Source organism: Pseudomonas sp. MBLB4123 (assembly GCF_051904775.1).
In the GTDB taxonomy this organism is placed as follows: Bacteria; Pseudomonadota; Gammaproteobacteria; order Pseudomonadales; family Pseudomonadaceae; genus Aquipseudomonas; species Aquipseudomonas benzenivorans_B.
The window spans coordinates 2,205,611-2,229,004 of the sequence record NZ_CP196711.1 but is presented as its reverse complement, the minus strand read 5'-3'; the positions used below and the strand labels follow the sequence as shown (position 1 = coordinate 2,229,004).

Here is a 23,394-nt window from a genome sequence, read left to right as displayed (position 1 = left end):
GCGGCGGGGGTTATGCATGTCAGCTATGGTCGACCTTGATGGTCGGGTCGGCACCGGCAATCAGCGAGTTGATGCTGCTACCGGACAGGTCCACGCCTGTCAGTTCGATGCTGGTATTGGCATTGGCCGCGGCACCGCCGGCAGCGTTCAGCTGACCTGTGGTGCTGATCAGCAGGGTCGAGGTCCCGGCATTGGTTACCACCTGCAGGAAGTTATCGATGGTGGCATCGGTTTCGCCGACCAACAGATCGCGTAGGTCGATACGGTCGCCCTGGCTGACGTTGAAGTCGGTGATCCTGTCGTTACCCGTGTCGCCTGCTTTCCAGACGAACTTATCGGCCCCGCTCCCTCCGGTGAGGGTGTCATTGCCGGAACCACCGAAGATCAGGTCGTTGCCACCGCCGCCCAGTAGCGTGTCGTTGCCCGCCTTGCCGATTAGCACATCGTTGCCAGCGCCACCGTTCAAGCTGTCGTTGCTGGCGGTACCCTCCAACCAGTCATCGCCGGCAGTGCCGGCGGTCTTGTCGACCTTCACGCTGCTTGAGGCGGTCGCACTGCTGCCGCCCGCCGATTCGGTTGCAGTTAGGCGAGCGGTGATGGCATTGATCTGGGCATCGCTCAGGGCGGTCTGCGAAACCATGCTGATGGCTTGGCCGGCAGTGATGGTCGCCGTACCGCCCGAAACGCTGATCGCCCCTCCGCTGGCATAGCTGAGGGTTACGCCATTGGGAATACCCGTCAGACTGATCGCCGAGAGGGATTCGCTGCCGTCGGTATCACTCAGATACGCCTCGGTGCTCAAACTGTAGCGATATTCGCCGCTGTTGACCGACAGGTTGTCGAAACGCACCGCCGTATCGTTATCGAAGGAATAGACCCCCACATTGTTCAGCGCTGGCGCGGTCGTGGCGCCACCGGCGACAGTGCCATAGGCATAGTTAAGCGCGGTCGTCGTGTTATCGGTCAGGTCCCTGGCTGTGACTCGGATGCCGGTATTGCTCACTGCGATGTTCAGATTGAACCAGTCGTCGCCATTGAAGTTGGCGGCAGCCAAGTCGATTGCCGTGCCATTGACTATCTGCACCAGGGACAGTTGCTGGTACTGGCCCGGATAAGAGTTGAAGAGGCTGGCGCCCGGAGCGTAGTCCGCACTCGGGTTTTCCCAGCGGGCGATGAAGTAGTTGCTGTTGTTGACGTAGCCGAACACCACGCCGATACCGTTGGCTTGAGGTGAACTGGCATCGGCATAGAGTTCGGTGGAGATGACATAGCTGGTCATCGCCTTTTCCGCCGCGGTCAATTCGCCACCGGTGTACTGCATGAAGCCTTGTGCATCGTCAGAGCCGCTGCTGCCATTTTGGTTATAGGTCAGCGAGCGGCTGTTATCCGCACCGGTGCCGTTGTTCAGCGTCCATCTATTGGCAAAGTTGGTCTCTTCGTTTGAGTTGTTACCGGTTTGTCCGTTCCAGGCAATGCTATTGAACAAATCGGCTTCGGATTGTCCCTTGCCGGTGCCACCGGGCACTTCGGCAAAGGTGTTGCCACGCAGGGCCGTGGCGGTCCAGCCTCTGCTGACGAGGTTGGTAGTACCCGAGTTGAAATTGTCAGCTAACAAACTGTTACCCGATGTGAACATGCCCTGGCTGCTGACATGGGCTAGGACAGTTGGCGTATCGGCGACCGGCGCCACATTGATGGTGACCGTATCGATGTCGCTAGCCCTGCCGTCGCTTGTGCTCATGGAGAGCTGTGCACTGCCGCTGTAGTCGCCAGTCGGCTTGTAGGTTAAGCCATTGAGGGCGCCATTGATGGCCTCAGAGGTCCCGCTGATGGTGACGCTCGCTGAACCGTTGCTGCTGATAGTGGCGCCACTAAAGGCCACGGCAGTGAGTACTCCGTGGCTGACTGTAATCGTAGTGGTCAGGCTGCCGGCATCAACATCGGCCACCGTAAGCGCGTTGCCATTGGCACTGCTAAATACGCGAGAGGTATCTTCCAGGGTGCTTTGTGCGGCGGGTACGGAGTTGATCGGGGCATCGTTGACCGAATACACAGTTACCGGCAGATTCGTAGTGCTTGAGTCCTGGTCGCCGGTAGCGCGCTCTGTCGCGGTAGCGGTGATGCTGAGCTCGAAGCTGCCATTGAAGTCCTGTGGCGGTTTGATGCTTAGGGATTTCAGATTCCAGGTGCTGACGTCGACACTGGTTAGTCCGACCGATGCGGTAAAGCTGTTGCTTCCATCCGTGAGAATGGCGCCCACCGGGATATTGCCGATAGCCACCGCGAGCGTTTCCGAGCCATCGGTATCCACCAGGGCGGCATCGATGCCCGACAGGGGAATGACGCTGTCCTCATTGCCTTCATTCAGACCGTAGTCCGTATAGAAGCCTTTGCCATTGCTGCCTTGCAAATCCGACAGACGAACTCCTTCAGACTGCAAATCTGTAGTGTTGCGGAACAACTGCGCATTGGCGCTGCTGAGGTCTAGGACTGGGCCGCTATTGACCGATAGATTAACGTCGTAATTACCAGGCCCACTCTGATTATGGTGGTAGATGTCCAGGGTGTAGTAGCCGCTACTGCTGGGCGTAAAACTGCCGCTAAAGATTCCGCTACTACCGCCCCAGGTGGCTTGTGCGACGACGTTGCCACCGACAACAACACGAATACTGTCATCGCCAGCGCCGCTGAACGTGTATGACTGGTTCGCTTCCAGATAGATCAGGCCGGAAATCTTGGTGGCGATACCTGCAGTCACATTGCTGTTCTGCACGTTCGTCAGCGTGTCGCTGCCGTCGGCTGTGCCGGCCTGATCGATGGTCGATTGCAGTGTTGCTGGATTCGCACCATTACCGTTGGTGCCCAGGTTCAGGCCAGACCAATTCTCGATAATCAGGCCGGTCGCGTTGGGGGCTGGGCTGTTGCCATCGAGGCTAAGTGTCGGTGCATCGACCACTGGGCTGATATCGACCGTTAGCGTTGCTTCCGAGCCTTGGTTGAGGCCATCGGTAGGGATGAACTTGATTTGCGCGTAATCCGCCTGCTGATCGCCCACACCACTAGCTGAGTAGTCATCGCTACCCGACTGGTTTGCTTCGGGCAGTAGGCGCAACTTGCTGCTGTCGATGTCTGCCTTGCTGATCAGTTGGTTCGCGGTTACTGCCACCCAGTTGCCCCCAGCTTGCTGGTACTGCAGGGTGCCATTGGCTGGCAGCTGGCTGATGATCACGCCTAGATCGCCTGCGGCGGAGTCGCTATCGCTGATGCCGAAGTTACTCCACTGGAGGGTCAGTGGTTGGTCTTCCTGGCCGGTTGCGGTGGAGGAATTAGCAACCGGGGCGTCGTTGGTGCCGTTGATGGTGATGGTCAGGGTCGCGGTGGCGGTGCTGCCGTCAGCGTCGGTGAGGCTGTAGGTGAAGCTGTCGCTCAGCGATTGGCCGTCGTTGAGGGCGTTGACCGCGGCATTGGCGTTGTTCAGGACGTAGCTGTAGCTGCCGTCGCTGTTGAGGGTCAGGGTGCCGTAGCCGTTGGCGCTGGCGAACACGCCGGCGGTGACCGGGGTGGCGTTGGCATCGGCGCCGACGCTGTCGTTGCTCAGCACGTTGCCGCTGACGCTGTTCGGGCTGGCGTCTTCGCCGATGGCGTTGACGTCGTCGGCCGCGGTCGGGGTGCTGTCGGTGATGGCGATGTCGAGGCTGTCGCCGCGGACCACGCCGTTGGCGTCGGTGACGCTGATGGCGATGCTGTCGACGATCGCCGCGCCGGCGGTGTGGCTCAGCACGCGCGGATCATAGGTGTAGCTGACCACGCCGCTGGCGGCGTCGTAGCCGGTGAGCACCAGGCTGCCTTCGCCGGTGTCGACGGTGACATTGCTGGTGGCCAGGGCGTTGAGCTGGGCCAGGGTCAGGGGGGTGCCGCCGACGCTGAGCGAGGCGATGCCGGCCTCGGCGCTGACGGTGAAGCTGCCGGCGGTGGCCGCGGCGGTTTCCGGCAGGGTGCTGTCGGTGGCGTTGGCGGCGCCGTCGGTGTCCGGGATGGTCACGCTGGGCGGGCCATCGGTGCGGCCGTTGATGGTGATGGTCAGGGTCGCGGTGGCGGTGCTGCCGTCAGCGTCGGTGAGGCTGTAGGTGAAGCTGTCGCTCAGCGACTGGCCGTCGTTGAGGGCGTTGACCGCGGCGTTGGCGTTGTTCAGGACGTAGCTGTAGCTGCCGTCGCTGTTGAGGGTCAGGGTGCCGTAGCCGTTGGCGCTGGCGAACACGCCGGCGGTGACCGGGGTGGCGTTGGCATCGGCGCCGACGCTGTCGTTGCTCAGCACGTTGCCGCTGACGCTGTTCGGGCTGGCGTCTTCGCCGATGGCGTTGACGTCGTCGGCCGCGGTCGGGGTGCTGTCGGTGATGGCGATGTCGAGGCTGTCGCCGCGGACCACGCCGTTGGCGTCGGTGACGCTGATGGCGATGCTGTCGACGATCGCCGCGCCGGCGGTGTGGCTCAGCACGCGCGGATCATAGGTGTAGCTGACCACGCCGCTGGCGGCGTCGTAGCCGGTGAGCACCAGGCTGCCTTCGCCGGTGTCGACGGTGACATTGCTGGTGGCCAGGGCGTTGAGCTGGGCCAGGGTCAGGGGGGTGCCGCCGACGCTGAGCGAGGCGATGCCGGCCTCGGCGCTGACGGTGAAGCTGCCGGCGGTGGCCGCGGCGGTTTCCGGCAGGGTGCTGTCGGTGGCGTTGGCGGCGCCGTCGGTGTCCGGGATGGTCACGCTGGGCGGGCCATCGGTGCGGCCGTTGATGGTGATGGTCAGGGTCGCGGTGGCGGTGCTGCCGTCAGCGTCGGTGAGGCTGTAGGTGAAGCTGTCGCTCAGCGATTGGCCGTCGTTGAGGGCGTTGACCGCGGCGTTGGCGTTGTTCAGGACGTAGCTGTAGCTGCCGTCGCTGTTGAGGGTCAGGGTGCCGTAGCCGTTGGCGCTGGCGAACACGCCGGCGGTGACCGGGGTGGCGTTGGCATCGGCGCCGACGCTGTCGTTGCTCAGCACGTTGCCGCTGACGCTGTTCGGGCTGGCGTCTTCGCCGATGGCGTTGACGTCGTCGGCCGCGGTCGGGGTGCTGTCGGTGATGGCGATGTCGAGGCTGTCGCCGCGGACCACGCCGTTGGCGTCGGTGACGCTGATGGCGATGCTGTCGACGATCGCCGCGCCGGCGGTGTGGCTCAGCACGCGCGGATCATAGGTGTAGCTGACCACGCCGCTGGCGGCGTCGTAGCCGGTGAGCACCAGGCTGCCTTCGCCGGTGTCGACGGTGACATTGCTGGTGGCCAGGGCGTTGAGCTGGGCCAGGGTCAGGGGGGTGCCGCCGACGCTGAGCGAGGCGATGCCGGCCTCGGCGCTGACGGTGAAGCTGCCGGCGGTGGCCGCGGCGGTTTCCGGCAGGGTGCTGTCGGTGGCGTTGGCGGCGCCGTCGGTGTCCGGGATGGTCACGCTGGGCGGGCCATCGGTGCGGCCGTTGATGGTGATGGTCAGGGTCGCGGTGGCGCTGCTGCCGTCAGCGTCGGTGAGGCTGTAGGTGAAGCTGTCGCTCAGCGATTGGCCGTCGTTGAGGGCGTTGACCGCGGCATTGGCGTTGTTCAGGACGTAGCTGTAGCTGCCGTCGCTGTTGAGGGTCAGGGTGCCGTAGCCGTTGGCGCTGGCGAACACGCCGGCGGTGACCGGGGTGGCGTTGGCATCGGCGCCGACGCTGTCGTTGCTCAGCACGTTGCCGCTGACGCTGTTCGGGCTGGCGTCTTCGCCGATGGCGTTGACGTCGTCGGCCGCGGTCGGGGTGCTGTCGGTGATGGCGATGTCGAGGCTGTCGCCGCGGACCACGCCGTTGGCGTCGGTGACGCTGATGGCGATGCTGTCGACGATCGCCGCGCCGGCGGTGTGGCTCAGCACGCGCGGATCATAGGTGTAGCTGACCACGCCGCTGGCGGCGTCGTAGCCGGTGAGCACCAGGCTGCCTTCGCCGGTGTCGACGGTGACATTGCTGGTGGCCAGGGCGTTGAGCTGGGCCAGGGTCAGGGGGGTGCCGCCGACGCTGAGCGAGGCGATGCCGGCCTCGGCGCTGACGGTGAAGCTGCCGGCGGTGGCCGCGGCGGTTTCCGGCAGGGTGCTGTCGGTGGTGTTCAGGGCGCCGTCGGTGTCCGGGATGGTCACGCTGGGCGGGCCATCGGTGCGGCCGTTGATGGTGATGGTCAGGGTCGCGGTGGCGGTGCTGCCGTCAGCGTCGGTGAGGCTGTAGGTGAAGCTGTCGCTCAGCGACTGGCCGTCGTTGAGGGCGTTGACCGCGGCATTGGCGTTGTTCAGGACGTAGCTGTAGCTGCCGTCGCTGTTGAGGGTCAGGGTGCCGTAGCCGTTGGCGCTGGCGAACACGCCGGCGGTGACCGGGGTGGCGTTGGCATCGGCGCCGACGCTGTCGTTGCTCAGCACGTTGCCGCTGACGCTGTTCGGGCTGGCGTCTTCGCCGATGGCGTTGACGTCGTCGGCCGCGGTCGGGGTGCTGTCGGTGATGGCGATGTCGAGGCTGTCGCCGCGGACCACGCCGTTGGCGTCGGTGACGCTGATGGCGATGCTGTCGACGATCGCCGCGCCGGCGGTGTGGCTCAGCACGCGCGGATCATAGGTGTAGCTGACCACGCCGCTGGCGGCGTCGTAGCCGGTGAGCACCAGGCTGCCTTCGCCGGTGTCGACGGTGACATTGCTGGTGGCCAGGGCGTTGAGCTGGGCCAGGGTCAGGGGGGTGCCGCCGACGCTGAGCGAGGCGATGCCGGCCTCGGCGCTGACGGTGAAGCTGCCGGCGGTGGCCGCGGCGGTTTCCGGCAGGGTGCTGTCGGTGGCGTTGGCGGCGCCGTCGGTGTCCGGGATGGTCACGCTGGGCGGGCCATCGGTGCGGCCGTTGATGGTGATGGTCAGGGTCGCGGTGGCGGTGCTGCCGTCAGCGTCGGTGAGGCTGTAGGTGAAGCTGTCGCTCAGCGACTGGCCGTCGTTGAGGGCGTTGACCGCGGCGTTGGCGTTGTTCAGGACGTAGCTGTAGCTGCCGTCGCTGTTGAGGGTCAGGGTGCCGTAGCCGTTGGCGCTGGCGAACACGCCGGCGGTGACCGGGGTGGCGTTGGCATCGGCGCCGACGCTGTCGTTGCTCAGCACGTTGCCGCTGACGCTGTTCGGGCTGGCGTCTTCGCCGATGGCGTTGACGTCGTCGGCCGCGGTCGGGGTGCTGTCGGTGATGGCGATGTCGAGGCTGTCGCCGCGGACCACGCCGTTGGCGTCGGTGACGCTGATGGCGATGCTGTCGACGATCGCCGCGCCGGCGGTGTGGCTCAGCACGCGCGGATCATAGGTGTAGCTGACCACGCCGCTGGCGGCGTCGTAGCCGGTGAGCACCAGGCTGCCTTCGCCGGTGTCGACGGTGACATTGCTGGTGGCCAGGGCGTTGAGCTGGGCCAGGGTCAGGGGGGTGCCGCCGACGCTGAGCGAGGCGATGCCGGCCTCGGCGCTGACGGTGAAGCTGCCGGCGGTGGCCGCGGCGGTTTCCGGCAGGGTGCTGTCGGTGGCGTTGGCGGCGCCGTCGGTGTCCGGGATGGTCACGCTGGGCGGGCCATCGGTGCGGCCGTTGATGGTGATGGTCAGGGTCGCGGTGGCGGTGCTGCCGTCAGCGTCGGTGAGGCTGTAGGTGAAGCTGTCGCTCAGCGATTGGCCGTCGTTGAGGGCGTTGACCGCGGCGTTGGCGTTGTTCAGGACGTAGCTGTAGCTGCCGTCGCTGTTGAGGGTCAGGGTGCCGTAGCCGTTGGCGCTGGCGAACACGCCGGCGGTGACCGGGGTGGCGTTGGCATCGGCGCCGACGCTGTCGTTGCTCAGCACGTTGCCGCTGACGCTGTTCGGGCTGGCGTCTTCGCCGATGGCGTTGACGTCGTCGGCCGCGGTCGGGGTGCTGTCGGTGATGGCGATGTCGAGGCTGTCGCCGCGGACCACGCCGTTGGCGTCGGTGACGCTGATGGCGATGCTGTCGACGATCGCCGCGCCGGCGGTGTGGCTCAGCACGCGCGGATCATAGGTGTAGCTGACCACGCCGCTGGCGGCGTCGTAGCCGGTGAGCACCAGGCTGCCTTCGCCGGTGTCGACGGTGACATTGCTGGTGGCCAGGGCGTTGAGCTGGGCCAGGGTCAGGGGGGTGCCGCCGACGCTGAGCGAGGCGATGCCGGCCTCGGCGCTGACGGTGAAGCTGCCGGCGGTGGCCGCGGCGGTTTCCGGCAGGGTGCTGTCGGTGGCGTTGGCGGCGCCGTCGGTGTCCGGGATGGTCACGCTGGGCGGGCCATCGGTGCGGCCGTTGATGGTGATGGTCAGGGTCGCGGTGGCGGTGCTGCCGTCAGCGTCGGTGAGGCTGTAGGTGAAGCTGTCGCTCAGCGACTGGCCGTCGTTGAGGGCGTTGACCGCGGCGTTGGCGTTGTTCAGGACGTAGCTGTAGCTGCCGTCGCTGTTGAGGGTCAGGGTGCCGTAGCCGTTGGCGCTGGCGAACACGCCGGCGGTGACCGGGGTGGCGTTGGCATCGGCGCCGACGCTGTCGTTGCTCAGCACGTTGCCGCTGACGCTGTTCGGGCTGGCGTCTTCGCCGATGGCGTTGACGTCGTCGGCCGCGGTCGGGGTGCTGTCGGTGATGGCGATGTCGAGGCTGTCGCCGCGGACCACGCCGTTGGCGTCGGTGACGCTGATGGCGATGCTGTCGACGATCGCCGCGCCGGCGGTGTGGCTCAGCACGCGCGGATCATAGGTGTAGCTGACCACGCCGCTGGCGGCGTCGTAGCCGGTGAGCACCAGGCTGCCTTCGCCGGTGTCGACGGTGACATTGCTGGTGGCCAGGGCGTTGAGCTGGGCCAGGGTCAGGGGGGTGCCGCCGACGCTGAGCGAGGCGATGCCGGCCTCGGCGCTGACGGTGAAGCTGCCGGCGGTGGCCGCGGCGGTTTCCGGCAGGGTGCTGTCGGTGGCGTTGGCGGCGCCGTCGGTGTCCGGGATGGTCACGCTGGGCGGGCCATCGGTGCGGCCGTTGATGGTGATGGTCAGGGTCGCGGTGGCGCTGCTGCCGTCAGCGTCGGTGAGGCTGTAGGTGAAGCTGTCGCTCAGCGATTGGCCGTCGTTGAGGGCGTTGACCGCGGCATTGGCGTTGTTCAGGACGTAGCTGTAGCTGCCGTCGCTGTTGAGGGTCAGGGTGCCGTAGCCGTTGGCGCTGGCGAACACGCCGGCGGTGACCGGGGTGGCGTTGGCATCGGCGCCGACGCTGTCGTTGCTCAGCACGTTGCCGCTGACGCTGTTCGGGCTGGCGTCTTCGCCGATGGCGTTGACGTCGTCGGCCGCGGTCGGGGTGCTGTCGGTGATGGCGATGTCGAGGCTGTCGCCGCGGACCACGCCGTTGGCGTCGGTGACGCTGATGGCGATGCTGTCGACGATCGCCGCGCCGGCGGTGTGGCTCAGCACGCGCGGATCATAGGTGTAGCTGACCACGCCGCTGGCGGCGTCGTAGCCGGTGAGCACCAGGCTGCCTTCGCCGGTGTCGACGGTGACATTGCTGGTGGCCAGGGCGTTGAGCTGGGCCAGGGTCAGGGGGGTGCCGCCGACGCTGAGCGAGGCGATGCCGGCCTCGGCGCTGACGGTGAAGCTGCCGGCGGTGGCCGCGGCGGTTTCCGGCAGGGTGCTGTCGGTGGCGTTGGCGGCGCCGTCGGTGTCCGGGATGGTCACGCTGGGCGGGCCATCGGTGCGGCCGTTGATGGTGATGGTCAGGGTCGCGGTGGCGGTGCTGCCGTCAGCGTCGGTGAGGCTGTAGGTGAAGCTGTCGCTCAGCGATTGGCCGTCGTTGAGGGCGTTGACCGCGGCGTTGGCGTTGTTCAGGACGTAGCTGTAGCTGCCGTCGCTGTTGAGGGTCAGGGTGCCGTAGCCGTTGGCGCTGGCGAACACGCCGGCGGTGACCGGGGTGGCGTTGGCATCGGCGCCGACGCTGTCGTTGCTCAGCACGTTGCCGCTGACGCTGTTCGGGCTGGCGTCTTCGCCGATGGCGTTGACGTCGTCGGCCGCGGTCGGGGTGCTGTCGGTGATGGCGATGTCGAGGCTGTCGCCGCGGACCACGCCGTTGGCGTCGGTGACGCTGATGGCGATGCTGTCGACGATCGCCGCGCCGGCGGTGTGGCTCAGCACGCGCGGATCATAGGTGTAGCTGACCACGCCGCTGGCGGCGTCGTAGCCGGTGAGCACCAGGCTGCCTTCGCCGGTGTCGACGGTGACATTGCTGGTGGCCAGGGCGTTGAGCTGGGCCAGGGTCAGGGGGGTGCCGCCGACGCTGAGCGAGGCGATGCCGGCCTCGGCGCTGACGGTGAAGCTGCCGGCGGTGGCCGCGGCGGTTTCCGGCAGGGTGCTGTCGGTGGCGTTGGCGGCGCCGTCGGTGTCCGGGATGGTCACGCTGGGCGGGCCATCGGTGCGGCCGTTGATGGTGATGGTCAGGGTCGCGGTGGCGGTGCTGCCGTCAGCGTCGGTGAGGCTGTAGGTGAAGCTGTCGCTCAGCGACTGGCCGTCGTTGAGGGCGTTGACCGCGGCGTTGGCGTTGTTCAGGACGTAGCTGTAGCTGCCGTCGCTGTTGAGGGTCAGGGTGCCGTAGCCGTTGGCGCTGGCGAACACGCCGGCGGTGACCGGGGTGGCGTTGGCATCGGCGCCGACGCTGTCGTTGCTCAGCACGTTGCCGCTGACGCTGTTCGGGCTGGCGTCTTCGCCGATGGCGTTGACGTCGTCGGCCGCGGTCGGGGTGCTGTCGGTGATGGCGATGTCGAGGCTGTCGCCGCGGACCACGCCGTTGGCGTCGGTGACGCTGATGGCGATGCTGTCGACGATCGCCGCGCCGGCGGTGTGGCTCAGCACGCGCGGATCATAGGTGTAGCTGACCACGCCGCTGGCGGCGTCGTAGCCGGTGAGCACCAGGCTGCCTTCGCCGGTGTCGACGGTGACATTGCTGGTGGCCAGGGCGTTGAGCTGGGCCAGGGTCAGGGGGGTGCCGCCGACGCTGAGCGAGGCGATGCCGGCCTCGGCGCTGACGGTGAAGCTGCCGGCGGTGGCCGCGGCGGTTTCCGGCAGGGTGCTGTCGGTGGCGTTGGCGGCGCCGTCGGTGTCCGGGATGGTCACGCTGGGCGGGCCATCGGTGCGGCCGTTGATGGTGATGGTCAGGGTCGCGGTGGCGCTGCTGCCGTCAGCGTCGGTGAGGCTGTAGGTGAAGCTGTCGCTCAGCGATTGGCCGTCGTTGAGGGCGTTGACCGCGGCATTGGCGTTGTTCAGGACGTAGCTGTAGCTGCCGTCGCTGTTGAGGGTCAGGGTGCCGTAGCCGTTGGCGCTGGCGAACACGCCGGCGGTGACCGGGGTGGCGTTGGCATCGGCGCCGACGCTGTCGTTGCTCAGCACGTTGCCGCTGACGCTGTTCGGGCTGGCGTCTTCGCCGATGGCGTTGACGTCGTCGGCCGCGGTCGGGGTGCTGTCGGTGATGGCGATGTCGAGGCTGTCGCCGCGGACCACGCCGTTGGCGTCGGTGACGCTGATGGCGATGCTGTCGACGATCGCCGCGCCGGCGGTGTGGCTCAGCACGCGCGGATCATAGGTGTAGCTGACCACGCCGCTGGCGGCGTCGTAGCCGGTGAGCACCAGGCTGCCTTCGCCGGTGTCGACGGTGACATTGCTGGTGGCCAGGGCGTTGAGCTGGGCCAGGGTCAGGGGGGTGCCGCCGACGCTGAGCGAGGCGATGCCGGCCTCGGCGCTGACGGTGAAGCTGCCGGCGGTGGCCGCGGCGGTTTCCGGCAGGGTGCTGTCGGTGGCGTTGGCGGCGCCGTCGGTGTCCGGGATGGTCACGCTGGGCGGGCCATCGGTGCGGCCGTTGATGGTGATGGTCAGGGTCGCGGTGGCGGTGCTGCCGTCAGCGTCGGTGAGGCTGTAGGTGAAGCTGTCGCTCAGCGACTGGCCGTCGTTGAGGGCGTTGACCGCGGCGTTGGCGTTGTTCAGGACGTAGCTGTAGCTGCCGTCGCTGTTGAGGGTCAGGGTGCCGTAGCCGTTGGCGCTGGCGAACACGCCGGCGGTGACCGGGGTGGCGTTGGCATCGGCGCCGACGCTGTCGTTGCTCAGCACGTTGCCGCTGACGCTGTTCGGGCTGGCGTCTTCGCCGATGGCGTTGACGTCGTCGGCCGCGGTCGGGGTGCTGTCGGTGATGGCGATGTCGAGGCTGTCGCCGCGGACCACGCCGTTGGCGTCGGTGACGCTGATGGCGATGCTGTCGACGATCGCCGCGCCGGCGGTGTGGCTCAGCACGCGCGGATCATAGGTGTAGCTGACCACGCCGCTGGCGGCGTCGTAGCCGGTGAGCACCAGGCTGCCTTCGCCGGTGTCGACGGTGACATTGCTGGTGGCCAGGGCGTTGAGCTGGGCCAGGGTCAGGGGGGTGCCGCCGACGCTGAGCGAGGCGATGCCGGCCTCGGCGCTGACGGTGAAGCTGCCGGCGGTGGCCGCGGCGGTTTCCGGCAGGGTGCTGTCGGTGGCGTTGGCGGCGCCGTCGGTGTCCGGGATGGTCACGCTGGGCGGGCCATCGGTGCGGCCGTTGATGGTGATGGTCAGGGTCGCGGTGGCGCTGCTGCCGTCAGCGTCGGTGAGGCTGTAGGTGAAGCTGTCGCTCAGCGATTGGCCGTCGTTGAGGGCGTTGACCGCGGCATTGGCGTTGTTCAGGACGTAGCTGTAGCTGCCGTCGCTGTTGAGGGTCAGGGTGCCGTAGCCGTTGGCGCTGGCGAACACGCCGGCGGTGACCGGGGTGGCGTTGGCATCGGCGCCGACGCTGTCGTTGCTCAGCACGTTGCCGCTGACGCTGTTCGGGCTGGCGTCTTCGCCGATGGCGTTGACGTCGTCGGCCGCGGTCGGGGTGCTGTCGGTGATGGCGATGTCGAGGCTGTCGCCGCGGACCACGCCGTTGGCGTCGGTGACGCTGATGGCGATGCTGTCGACGATCGCCGCGCCGGCGGTGTGGCTCAGCACGCGCGGATCATAGGTGTAGCTGACCACGCCGCTGGCGGCGTCGTAGCCGGTGAGCACCAGGCTGCCTTCGCCGGTGTCGACGGTGACATTGCTGGTGGCCAGGGCGTTGAGCTGGGCCAGGGTCAGGGGGGTGCCGCCGACGCTGAGCGAGGCGATGCCGGCCTCGGCGCTGACGGTGAAGCTGCCGGCGGTGGCCGCGGCGGTTTCCGGCAGGGTGCTGTCGGTGGTGTTCAGGGCGCCGTCGGTGTCCGGGATGGTCACGCTGGGCGGGCCATCGGTGCGGCCGTTGATGGTGATGGTCAGGGTCGCGGTGGCGGTGCTGCCGTCAGCGTCGGTGAGGCTGTAGGTGAAGCTGTCGCTCAGCGACTGGCCGTCGTTGAGGGCGTTGACCGCGGCATTGGCGTTGTTCAGGACGTAGCTGTAGCTGCCGTCGCTGTTGAGGGTCAGGGTGCCGTAGCCGTTGGCGCTGGCGAACACGCCGGCGGTGACCGGGGTGGCGTTGGCATCGGCGCCGACGCTGTCGTTGCTCAGCACGTTGCCGCTGACGCTGTTCGGGCTGGCGTCTTCGCCGATGGCGTTGACGTCGTCGGCCGCGGTCGGGGTGCTGTCGGTGATGGCGATGTCGAGGCTGTCGCCGCGGACCACGCCGTTGGCGTCGGTGACGCTGATGGCGATGCTGTCGACGATCGCCGCGCCGGCGGTGTGGCTCAGCACGCGCGGATCATAGGTGTAGCTGACCACGCCGCTGGCGGCGTCGTAGCCGGTGAGCACCAGGCTGCCTTCGCCGGTGTCGACGGTGACATTGCTGGTGGCCAGGGCGTTGAGCTGGGCCAGGGTCAGGGGGGTGCCGCCGACGCTGAGCGAGGCGATGCCGGCCTCGGCGCTGACGGTGAAGCTGCCGGCGGTGGCCGCGGCGGTTTCCGGCAGGGTGCTGTCGGTGGCGTTGGCGGCGCCGTCGGTGTCCGGGATGGTCACGCTGGGCGGGCCATCGGTGCGGCCGTTGATGGTGATGGTCAGGGTCGCGGTGGCGGTGCTGCCGTCAGCGTCGGTGAGGCTGTAGGTGAAGCTGTCGCTCAGCGACTGGCCGTCGTTGAGGGCGTTGACCGCGGCGTTGGCGTTGTTCAGGACGTAGCTGTAGCTGCCGTCGCTGTTGAGGGTCAGGGTGCCGTAGCCGTTGGCGCTGGCGAACACGCCGGCGGTGACCGGGGTGGCGTTGGCATCGGCGCCGACGCTGTCGTTGCTCAGCACGTTGCCGCTGACGCTGTTCGGGCTGGCGTCTTCGCCGATGGCGTTGACGTCGTCGGCCGCGGTCGGGGTGCTGTCGGTGATGGCGATGTCGAGGCTGTCGCCGCGGACCACGCCGTTGGCGTCGGTGACGCTGATGGCGATGCTGTCGACGATCGCCGCGCCGGCGGTGTGGCTCAGCACGCGCGGATCATAGGTGTAGCTGACCACGCCGCTGGCGGCGTCGTAGCCGGTGAGCACCAGGCTGCCTTCGCCGGTGTCGACGGTGACATTGCTGGTGGCCAGGGCGTTGAGCTGGGCCAGGGTCAGGGGGGTGCCGCCGACGCTGAGCGAGGCGATGCCGGCCTCGGCGCTGACGGTGAAGCTGCCGGCGGTGGCCGCGGCGGTTTCCGGCAGGGTGCTGTCGGTGGCGTTGGCGGCGCCGTCGGTGTCCGGGATGGTCACGCTGGGCGGGCCATCGGTGCGGCCGTTGATGGTGATGGTCAGGGTCGCGGTGGCGGTGCTGCCGTCAGCGTCGGTGAGGCTGTAGGTGAAGCTGTCGCTCAGCGATTGGCCGTCGTTGAGGGCGTTGACCGCGGCGTTGGCGTTGTTCAGGACGTAGCTGTAGCTGCCGTCGCTGTTGAGGGTCAGGGTGCCGTAGCCGTTGGCGCTGGCGAACACGCCGGCGGTGACCGGGGTGGCGTTGGCATCGGCGCCGACGCTGTCGTTGCTCAGCACGTTGCCGCTGACGCTGTTCGGGCTGGCGTCTTCGCCGATGGCGTTGACGTCGTCGGCCGCGGTCGGGGTGCTGTCGGTGATGGCGATGTCGAGGCTGTCGCCGCGGACCACGCCGTTGGCGTCGGTGACGCTGATGGCGATGCTGTCGACGATCGCCGCGCCGGCGGTGTGGCTCAGCACGCGCGGATCATAGGTGTAGCTGACCACGCCGCTGGCGGCGTCGTAGCCGGTGAGCACCAGGCTGCCTTCGCCGGTGTCGACGGTGACATTGCTGGTGGCCAGGGCGTTGAGCTGGGCCAGGGTCAGGGGGGTGCCGCCGACGCTGAGCGAGGCGATGCCGGCCTCGGCGCTGACGGTGAAGCTGCCGGCGGTGGCCGCGGCGGTTTCCGGCAGGGTGCTGTCGGTGGCGTTGGCGGCGCCGTCGGTGTCCGGGATGGTCACGCTGGGCGGGCCATCGGTGCGGCCGTTGATGGTGATGGTCAGGGTCGCGGTGGCGGTGCTGCCGTCAGCGTCGGTGAGGCTGTAGGTGAAGCTGTCGCTCAGCGACTGGCCGTCGTTGAGGGCGTTGACCGCGGCGTTGGCGTTGTTCAGGACGTAGCTGTAGCTGCCGTCGCTGTTGAGGGTCAGGGTGCCGTAGCCGTTGGCGCTGGCGAACACGCCGGCGGTGACCGGGGTGGCGTTGGCATCGGCGCCGACGCTGTCGTTGCTCAGCACGTTGCCGCTGACGCTGTTCGGGCTGGCGTCTTCGCCGATGGCGTTGACGTCGTCGGCCGCGGTCGGGGTGCTGTCGGTGATGGCGATGTCGAGGCTGTCGCCGCGGACCACGCCGTTGGCGTCGGTGACGCTGATGGCGATGCTGTCGACGATCGCCGCGCCGGCGGTGTGGCTCAGCACGCGCGGATCATAGGTGTAGCTGACCACGCCGCTGGCGGCGTCGTAGCCGGTGAGCACCAGGCTGCCTTCGCCGGTGTCGACGGTGACATTGCTGGTGGCCAGGGCGTTGAGCTGGGCCAGGGTCAGGGGGGTGCCGCCGACGCTGAGCGAGGCGATGCCGGCCTCGGCGCTGACGGTGAAGCTGCCGGCGGTGGCCGCGGCGGTTTCCGGCAGGGTGCTGTCGGTGGCGTTGGCGGCGCCGTCGGTGTCCGGGATGGTCACGCTGGGCGGGCCATCGGTGCGGCCGTTGATGGTGATGGTCAGGGTCGCGGTGGCGCTGCTGCCGTCAGCGTCGGTGAGGCTGTAGGTGAAGCTGTCGCTCAGCGATTGGCCGTCGTTGAGGGCGTTGACCGCGGCATTGGCGTTGTTCAGGACGTAGCTGTAGCTGCCGTCGCTGTTGAGGGTCAGGGTGCCGTAGCCGTTGGCGCTGGCGAACACGCCGGCGGTGACCGGGGTGGCGTTGGCATCGGCGCCGACGCTGTCGTTGCTCAGCACGTTGCCGCTGACGCTGTTCGGGCTGGCGTCTTCGCCGATGGCGTTGACGTCGTCGGCCGCGGTCGGGGTGCTGTCGGTGATGGCGATGTCGAGGCTGTCGCCGCGGACCACGCCGTTGGCGTCGGTGACGCTGATGGCGATGCTGTCGACGATCGCCGCGCCGGCGGTGTGGCTCAGCACGCGCGGATCATAGGTGTAGCTGACCACGCCGCTGGCGGCGTCGTAGCCGGTGAGCACCAGGCTGCCTTCGCCGGTGTCGACGGTGACATTGCTGGTGGCCAGGGCGTTGAGCTGGGCCAGGGTCAGGGGGGTGCCGCCGACGCTGAGCGAGGCGATGCCGGCCTCGGCGCTGACGGTGAAGCTGCCGGCGGTGGCCGCGGCGGTTTCCGGCAGGGTGCTGTCGGTGGCGTTGGCGGCGCCGTCGGTGTCCGGGATGGTCACGCTGGGCGGGCCATCGGTGCGGCCGTTGATGGTGATGGTCAGGGTCGCGGTGGCGGTGCTGCCGTCAGCGTCGGTGAGGCTGTAGGTGAAGCTGTCGCTCAGCGACTGGCCGTCGTTGAGGGCGTTGACCGCGGCGTTGGCGTTGTTCAGGACGTAGCTGTAGCTGCCGTCGCTGTTGAGGGTCAGGGTGCCGTAGCCGTTGGCGCTGGCGAACACGCCGGCGGTGACCGGGGTGGCGTTGGCATCGGCGCCGACGCTGTCGTTGCTCAGCACGTTGCCGCTGACGCTGTTCGGGCTGGCGTCTTCGCCGATGGCGTTGACGTCGTCGGCCGCGGTCGGGGTGCTGTCGGTGATGGCGATGTCGAGGCTGTCGCCGCGGACCACGCCGTTGGCGTCGGTGACGCTGATGGCGATGCTGTCGACGATCGCCGCGCCGGCGGTGTGGCTCAGCACGCGCGGATCATAGGTGTAGCTGACCACGCCGCTGGCGGCGTCGTAGCCGGTGAGCACCAGGCTGCCTTCGCCGGTGTCGACGGTGACATTGCTGGTGGCCAGGGCGTTGAGCTGGGCCAGGGTCAGGGGGGTGCCGCCGACGCTGAGCGAGGCGATGCCGGCCTCGGCGCTGACGGTGAAGCTGCCGGCGGTGGCCGCGGCGGTTTCCGGCAGGGTGCTGTCGGTGGCGTTGGCGGCGCCGTCGGTGTCCGGGATGGTCACGCTGGGCGGGCCATCGGTGCGGCCGTTGATGGTGATGGTCAGGGTCGCGGTGGCGGTGCTGCCGTCAGCGTCGGTGAGGCTGTAGGTGAAGCTGTCGCTCAGCGACTGGCCGTCGTTGAGGGCGTTGACCGCGGCGTTGGCGTTGTTCAGGACGTAGCTGTAGCTGCCGTCGCTGTTGAGGGTCAGGGTGCCGTAGCCGTTGGCGCTGGCGAACACGCCGGCGGTGACCGGGGTGGCGTTGGCATCGGCGCCGACGCTGTCGTTGCTCAGCACGTTGCCGCTGACGCTGTTCGGGCTGGCGTCTTCGCCGATGGCGTTGACGTCGTCGGCCGCGGTCGGGGTGCTGTCGGTGATGGCGATGTCGAGGCTGTCGCCGCGGACCACGCCGTTGGCGTCGGTGACGCTGATGGCGATGCTGTCGACGATCGCCGCGCCGGCGGTGTGGCTCAGCACGCGCGGATCATAGGTGTAGCTGACCACGCCGCTGGCGGCGTCGTAGCCGGTGAGCACCAGGCTGCCTTCGCCGGTGTCGACGGTGACATTGCTGGTGGCCAGGGCGTTGAGCTGGGCCAGGGTCAGGGGGGTGCCGCCGACGCTGAGCGAGGCGATGCCGGCCTCGGCGCTGACGGTGAAGCTGCCGGCGGTGGCCGCGGCGGTTTCCGGCAGGGTGCTGTCGGTGGTGTTCAGGGCGCCGTCGGTGTCCGGGATGGTCACGCTGGGCGGGCCATCGGTGCGGCCGTTGATGGTGATGGTCAGGGTCGCGGTGGCGGTGCTGCCGTCAGCGTCGGTGAGGCTGTAGGTGAAGCTGTCGCTCAGCGACTGGCCGTCGTTGAGGGCGTTGACCGCGGCATTGGCGTTGTTCAGGACGTAGCTGTAGCTGCCGTCGCTGTTGAGGGTCAGGGTGCCGTAGCCGTTGGCGCTGGCGAACACGCCGGCGGTGACCGGGGTGGCGTTGGCATCGGCGCCGACGCTGTCGTTGCTCAGCACGTTGCCGCTGACGCTGTTCGGGCTGGCGTCTTCGCCGATGGCGTTGACGTCGTCGGCCGCGGTCGGGGTGCTGTCGGTGATGGCGATGTCGAGGCTGTCGCCGCGGACCACGCCGTTGGCGTCGGTGACGCTGATGGCGATGCTGTCGACGATCGCCGCGCCGGCGGTGTGGCTCAGCACGCGCGGATCATAGGTGTAGCTGACCACGCCGCTGGCGGCGTCGTAGCCGGTGAGCACCAGGCTGCCTTCGCCGGTGTCGACGGTGACATTGCTGGTGGCCAGGGCGTTGAGCTGGGCCAGGGTCAGGGGGGTGCCGCCGACGCTGAGCGAGGCGATGCCGGCCTCGGCGCTGACGGTGAAGCTGCCGGCGGTGGCCGCGGCGGTTTCCGGCAGGGTGCTGTCGGTGGCGTTGGCGGCGCCGTCGGTGTCCGGGATGGTCACGCTGGGCGGGCCATCGGTGCGGCCGTTGATGGTGATGGTCAGGGTCGCGGTGGCGGTGCTGCCGTCAGCGTCGGTGAGGCTGTAGGTGAAGCTGTCGCTCAGCGACTGGCCGTCGTTGAGGGCGTTGACCGCGGCGTTGGCGTTGTTCAGGACGTAGCTGTAGCTGCCGTCGCTGTTGAGGGTCAGGGTGCCGTAGCCGTTGGCGCTGGCGAACACGCCGGCGGTGACCGGGGTGGCGTTGGCATCGGCGCCGACGCTGTCGTTGCTCAGCACGTTGCCGCTGACGCTGTTCGGGCTGGCGTCTTCGCCGATGGCGTTGACGTCGTCGGCCGCGGTCGGGGTGCTGTCGGTGATGGCGATGTCGAGGCTGTCGCCGCGGACCACGCCGTTGGCGTCGGTGACGCTGATGGCGATGCTGTCGACGATCGCCGCGCCGGCGGTGTGGCTCAGCACGCGCGGATCATAGGTGTAGCTGACCACGCCGCTGGCGGCGTCGTAGCCGGTGAGCACCAGGCTGCCTTCGCCGGTGTCGACGGTGACATTGCTGGTGGCCAGGGCGTTGAGCTGGGCCAGGGTCAGGGGGGTGCCGCCGACGCTGAGCGAGGCGATGCCGGCCTCGGCGCTGACGGTGAAGCTGCCGGCGGTGGCCGCGGCGGTTTCCGGCAGGGTGCTGTCGGTGGCGTTGGCGGCGCCGTCGGTGTCCGGGATGGTCACGCTGGGCGGGCCATCGGTGCGGCCGTTGATGGTGATGGTCAGGGTCGCGGTGGCGCTGCTGCCGTCAGCGTCGGTGAGGCTGTAGGTGAAGCTGTCGCTCAGCGATTGGCCGTCGTTGAGGGCGTTGACCGCGGCATTGGCGTTGTTCAGGACGTAGCTGTAGCTGCCGTCGCTGTTGAGGGTCAGGGTGCCGTAGCCGTTGGCGCTGGCGAACACGCCGGCGGTGACCGGGGTGGCGTTGGCATCGGCGCCGACGCTGTCGTTGCTCAGCACGTTGCCGCTGACGCTGTTCGGGCTGGCGTCTTCGCCGATGGCGTTGACGTCGTCGGCCGCGGTCGGGGTGCTGTCGGTGATGGCGATGTCGAGGCTGTCGCCGCGGACCACGCCGTTGGCGTCGGTGACGCTGATGGCGATGCTGTCGACGATCGCCGCGCCGGCGGTGTGGCTCAGCACGCGCGGATCATAGGTGTAGCTGACCACGCCGCTGGCGGCGTCGTAGCCGGTGAGCACCAGGCTGCCTTCGCCGGTGTCGACGGTGACATTGCTGGTGGCCAGGGCGTTGAGCTGGGCCAGGGTCAGGGGGGTGCCGCCGACGCTGAGCGAGGCGATGCCGGCCTCGGCGCTGACGGTGAAGCTGCCGGCGGTGGCCGCGGCGGTTTCCGGCAGGGTGCTGTCGGTGGTGTTCAGGGCGCCGTCGGTGTCCGGGATGGTCACGCTGGGCGGGCCATCGGTGCGGCCGTTGATGGTGATGGTCAGGGTCGCGGTGGCGGTGCTGCCGTCAGCGTCGGTGAGGCTGTAGGTGAAGCTGTCGCTCAGCGACTGGCCGTCGTTGAGGGCGTTGACCGCGGCATTGGCGTTGTTCAGGACGTAGCTGTAGCTGCCGTCGCTGTTGAGGGTCAGGGTGCCGTAGCCGTTGGCGCTGGCGAACACGCCGGCGGTGACCGGGGTGGCGTTGGCATCGGCGCCGACGCTGTCGTTGCTCAGCACGTTGCCGCTGACGCTGTTCGGGCTGGCGTCTTCGCCGATGGCGTTGACGTCGTCGGCCGCGGTCGGGGTGCTGTCGGTGATGGCGATGTCGAGGCTGTCGCCGCGGACCACGCCGTTGGCGTCGGTGACGCTGATGGCGATGCTGTCGACGATCGCCGCGCCGGCGGTGTGGCTCAGCACGCGCGGATCATAGGTGTAGCTGACCACGCCGCTGGCGGCGTCGTAGCCGGTGAGCACCAGGCTGCCTTCGCCGGTGTCGACGGTGACATTGCTGGTGGCCAGGGCGTTGAGCTGGGCCAGGGTCAGGGGGGTGCCGCCGACGCTGAGCGAGGCGATGCCGGCCTCGGCGCTGACGGTGAAGCTGCCGGCGGTGGCCGCGGCGGTTTCCGGCAGGGTGCTGTCGGTGGCGTTCAGGGCGCCGTCGGTGTCCGGGATGGTCACGCTGGGCGGCGCGGAAATGGAGAATCCGTTCTGCTCTAGGTTGGTGCCAGTTTCTTCATCAGTTCTCTCGGATGAGAACCCCAAACCTTGTGTCTCGAAGCCTACAGTCGGATCCAGTCGTTCGGCCGTTTCATCCAGCATCACAAAGCTGTGGCCGCCGCCCGGGGCGCCGCCAGCGCCACCGGTGGCGCTGCCTGGGCCGGCAGCGGTGGGGTCTAATTCGGTAGTCGGGTCGAAGCCTGCCGCAATGGCCTGCTCCAGCTCGGAGGTCGGCTCATTATCCGCTTGTTCTTGTTCGGCGGCTGCGGAGTGCCCGGCCTGCCACTGGCTGCTCTCGCCGATATCTACCTGGTCGCCATTGGCCAGTTGCACGGTGACCGAGCTGCCCAGTGCGGTGATGAGCTGCTCGCCCTGGAACAGACGCTCTCCCTCGAAAACCTGGCGCTTCAGGCCGTCCAGGGAGGTTGCGAATACCTGGCCGACGATAGATTTGATGATGGCGACGAAATTAGACATATACAGCTCCATGCGCGCGTACGCGCGACGTGATCCTTCGATTAAAGTCGCTAGGGCTCTCTTTTGAAAGCAAAATTGGCGTCAATAAAATGTCTTATTCTGTTTTTCTGAATGACGCCATGTCAGACTATTGACCGTGTAGTCGCGATCATAAACAATCTCTGTCGCTAATGTCACTTTGATATCGGTTTCTCTGTTTGTGTGACGCACATCATACTAACGGTGGCTTTGGGCTGCTTTGCGCGTGAGCGTGCCGGGCGGTGAATTAGCCTCCCACTGGTTGGCATGCAGCCAGTCTCTGCCTGAAAGGAATCCTAAAGTTTATGCGTTTATCAACCTTGTTCCCTATTTCCCTGTCTCTTGCAGTGTCCTTGTCGGCTCAGGGGCAAACCCTCAGTGAAGCGATGCAGAGCGCGCTCGATGTGCATCCTGAGATCCAGGCGGGTATCAATGCACGCCTGTCCGTGGAGGAGCAGATGAAGGCGGCCAGGGGCGGCTATTTGCCGCAGGTCGATCTGCTCGCCGGATACGGTCGGGAAGGCACCGACAGCCCCACTAGCCGTGCTGCCGGTGATCACGGCTACAGAACTCTGACCCGTGGCGAATCGACCCTGCGGCTACAGCAGATGCTCTTCGATGGCTTCGCCACCAGTAGCGAGGTCGGCCGCCAGCGCGCTACCGTCAATGCGCGTGCCTATGAGGTGCTGGGTACCTCCGAGCGCACCGCGCTGGATGTGGCACAAGTTTACTTGGAAGTGCTCAAGCGTCAGAACCTGGTGCGCCTGGCCGAGGACAACCTGCACAGCCACGAGCGTATCTACGATCAAATCTCGCTGCGCAGCCAGAGCGGCGTGGGGCGTATGGCGGATCTGGATCAGGCCGAGGCCCGCCTGGCTCAGGCACGCAACAACCTGATCACCGAACAGACCAATCTGGCCGATGCCCAGGTCAACTACTTCAGCGTGGTCGGTCGCAGGGCCAGCGAGCTGAGCCTGCCGCAGGGGTTGCCAGGCGGCTTGCCGGAAAGTCTGCAGGCGGCGCGCGAGGAGATGCTGGCGAACAACCCCTTCCTCAGTTCTGCCGAGGCCGACGTGCAGGCCAGCGAGCAGCAGTACGAGGCGGCCAAGTCGGCGTTCTATCCGCGTTTCGACGCAGAACTGTCGCGGGGGGCGGACAACAACATAGATGGCACTTCGGGTCACAGCAATGAATGGCAGGCGATGCTGCGCATGCGCTACAACCTGTTCGCCGGCGGCAGCAACAAGGCCGACCTGCAGTCCAAGGCGCACCAGATCAATCAGGCCATGGATATCCGCAACAATGCCCTGCGGGTACTGATCGAGGAGCTGGGTCTGGCCTGGAACGCCCTGGACAATGCCCGCCAGCAGCTGCCGATCGCCCAGCAGTATGTCGACCACAGCAGCCGGGTGCGCGAGTCCTACCAGAAGCAGTTCACCCTGGGCGAGCGCAGCCTGCTCGACCTGCTCGACAGCGAGAACGAGCTGTTCACCGCCTCGCGTCGACTGGAGGACGTGCGCTTCATCGAACTGTTTACTCAATACCGGATCAAGGCCACCATGGGCTCCCTGCTCAAGAGCCAGGGCGTGGTGGCGCCGATGGCGGCCGCGCCGCTGGATGTGGTCAAGGCCAAGGTGGCGTTGCCCTCCCTCAATTGAGCGTAATACCCCTTGAAAGAGTGA

At 67.6% G+C, this 23,394-nt stretch carries 2 protein-coding genes; one reads left to right on the top strand and one right to left on the bottom strand.

What is annotated here, in order from left to right; translation table 11 throughout:
* Window positions 1–19: 19 nt before the first annotated feature.
* Complete coding sequence (locus tag ACSX1C_RS10235) at window positions 20–21,694, bottom strand: VCBS domain-containing protein (RefSeq protein ID WP_439889337.1); 21,675 nt, start codon at window positions 21,692–21,694, stop codon at window positions 20–22.
* Between the two features lie 323 nt (window positions 21,695–22,017).
* On the opposite strand from ACSX1C_RS10235, the gene ACSX1C_RS10230 reads away from it, so the two are divergent.
* Entirely contained in the window at window positions 22,018–23,370 is a 1,353-nt protein-coding gene (locus ACSX1C_RS10230) for a TolC family outer membrane protein (RefSeq protein WP_439889336.1), read from the top strand.
* Window positions 23,371–23,394: the final 24 nt, after the last annotated feature.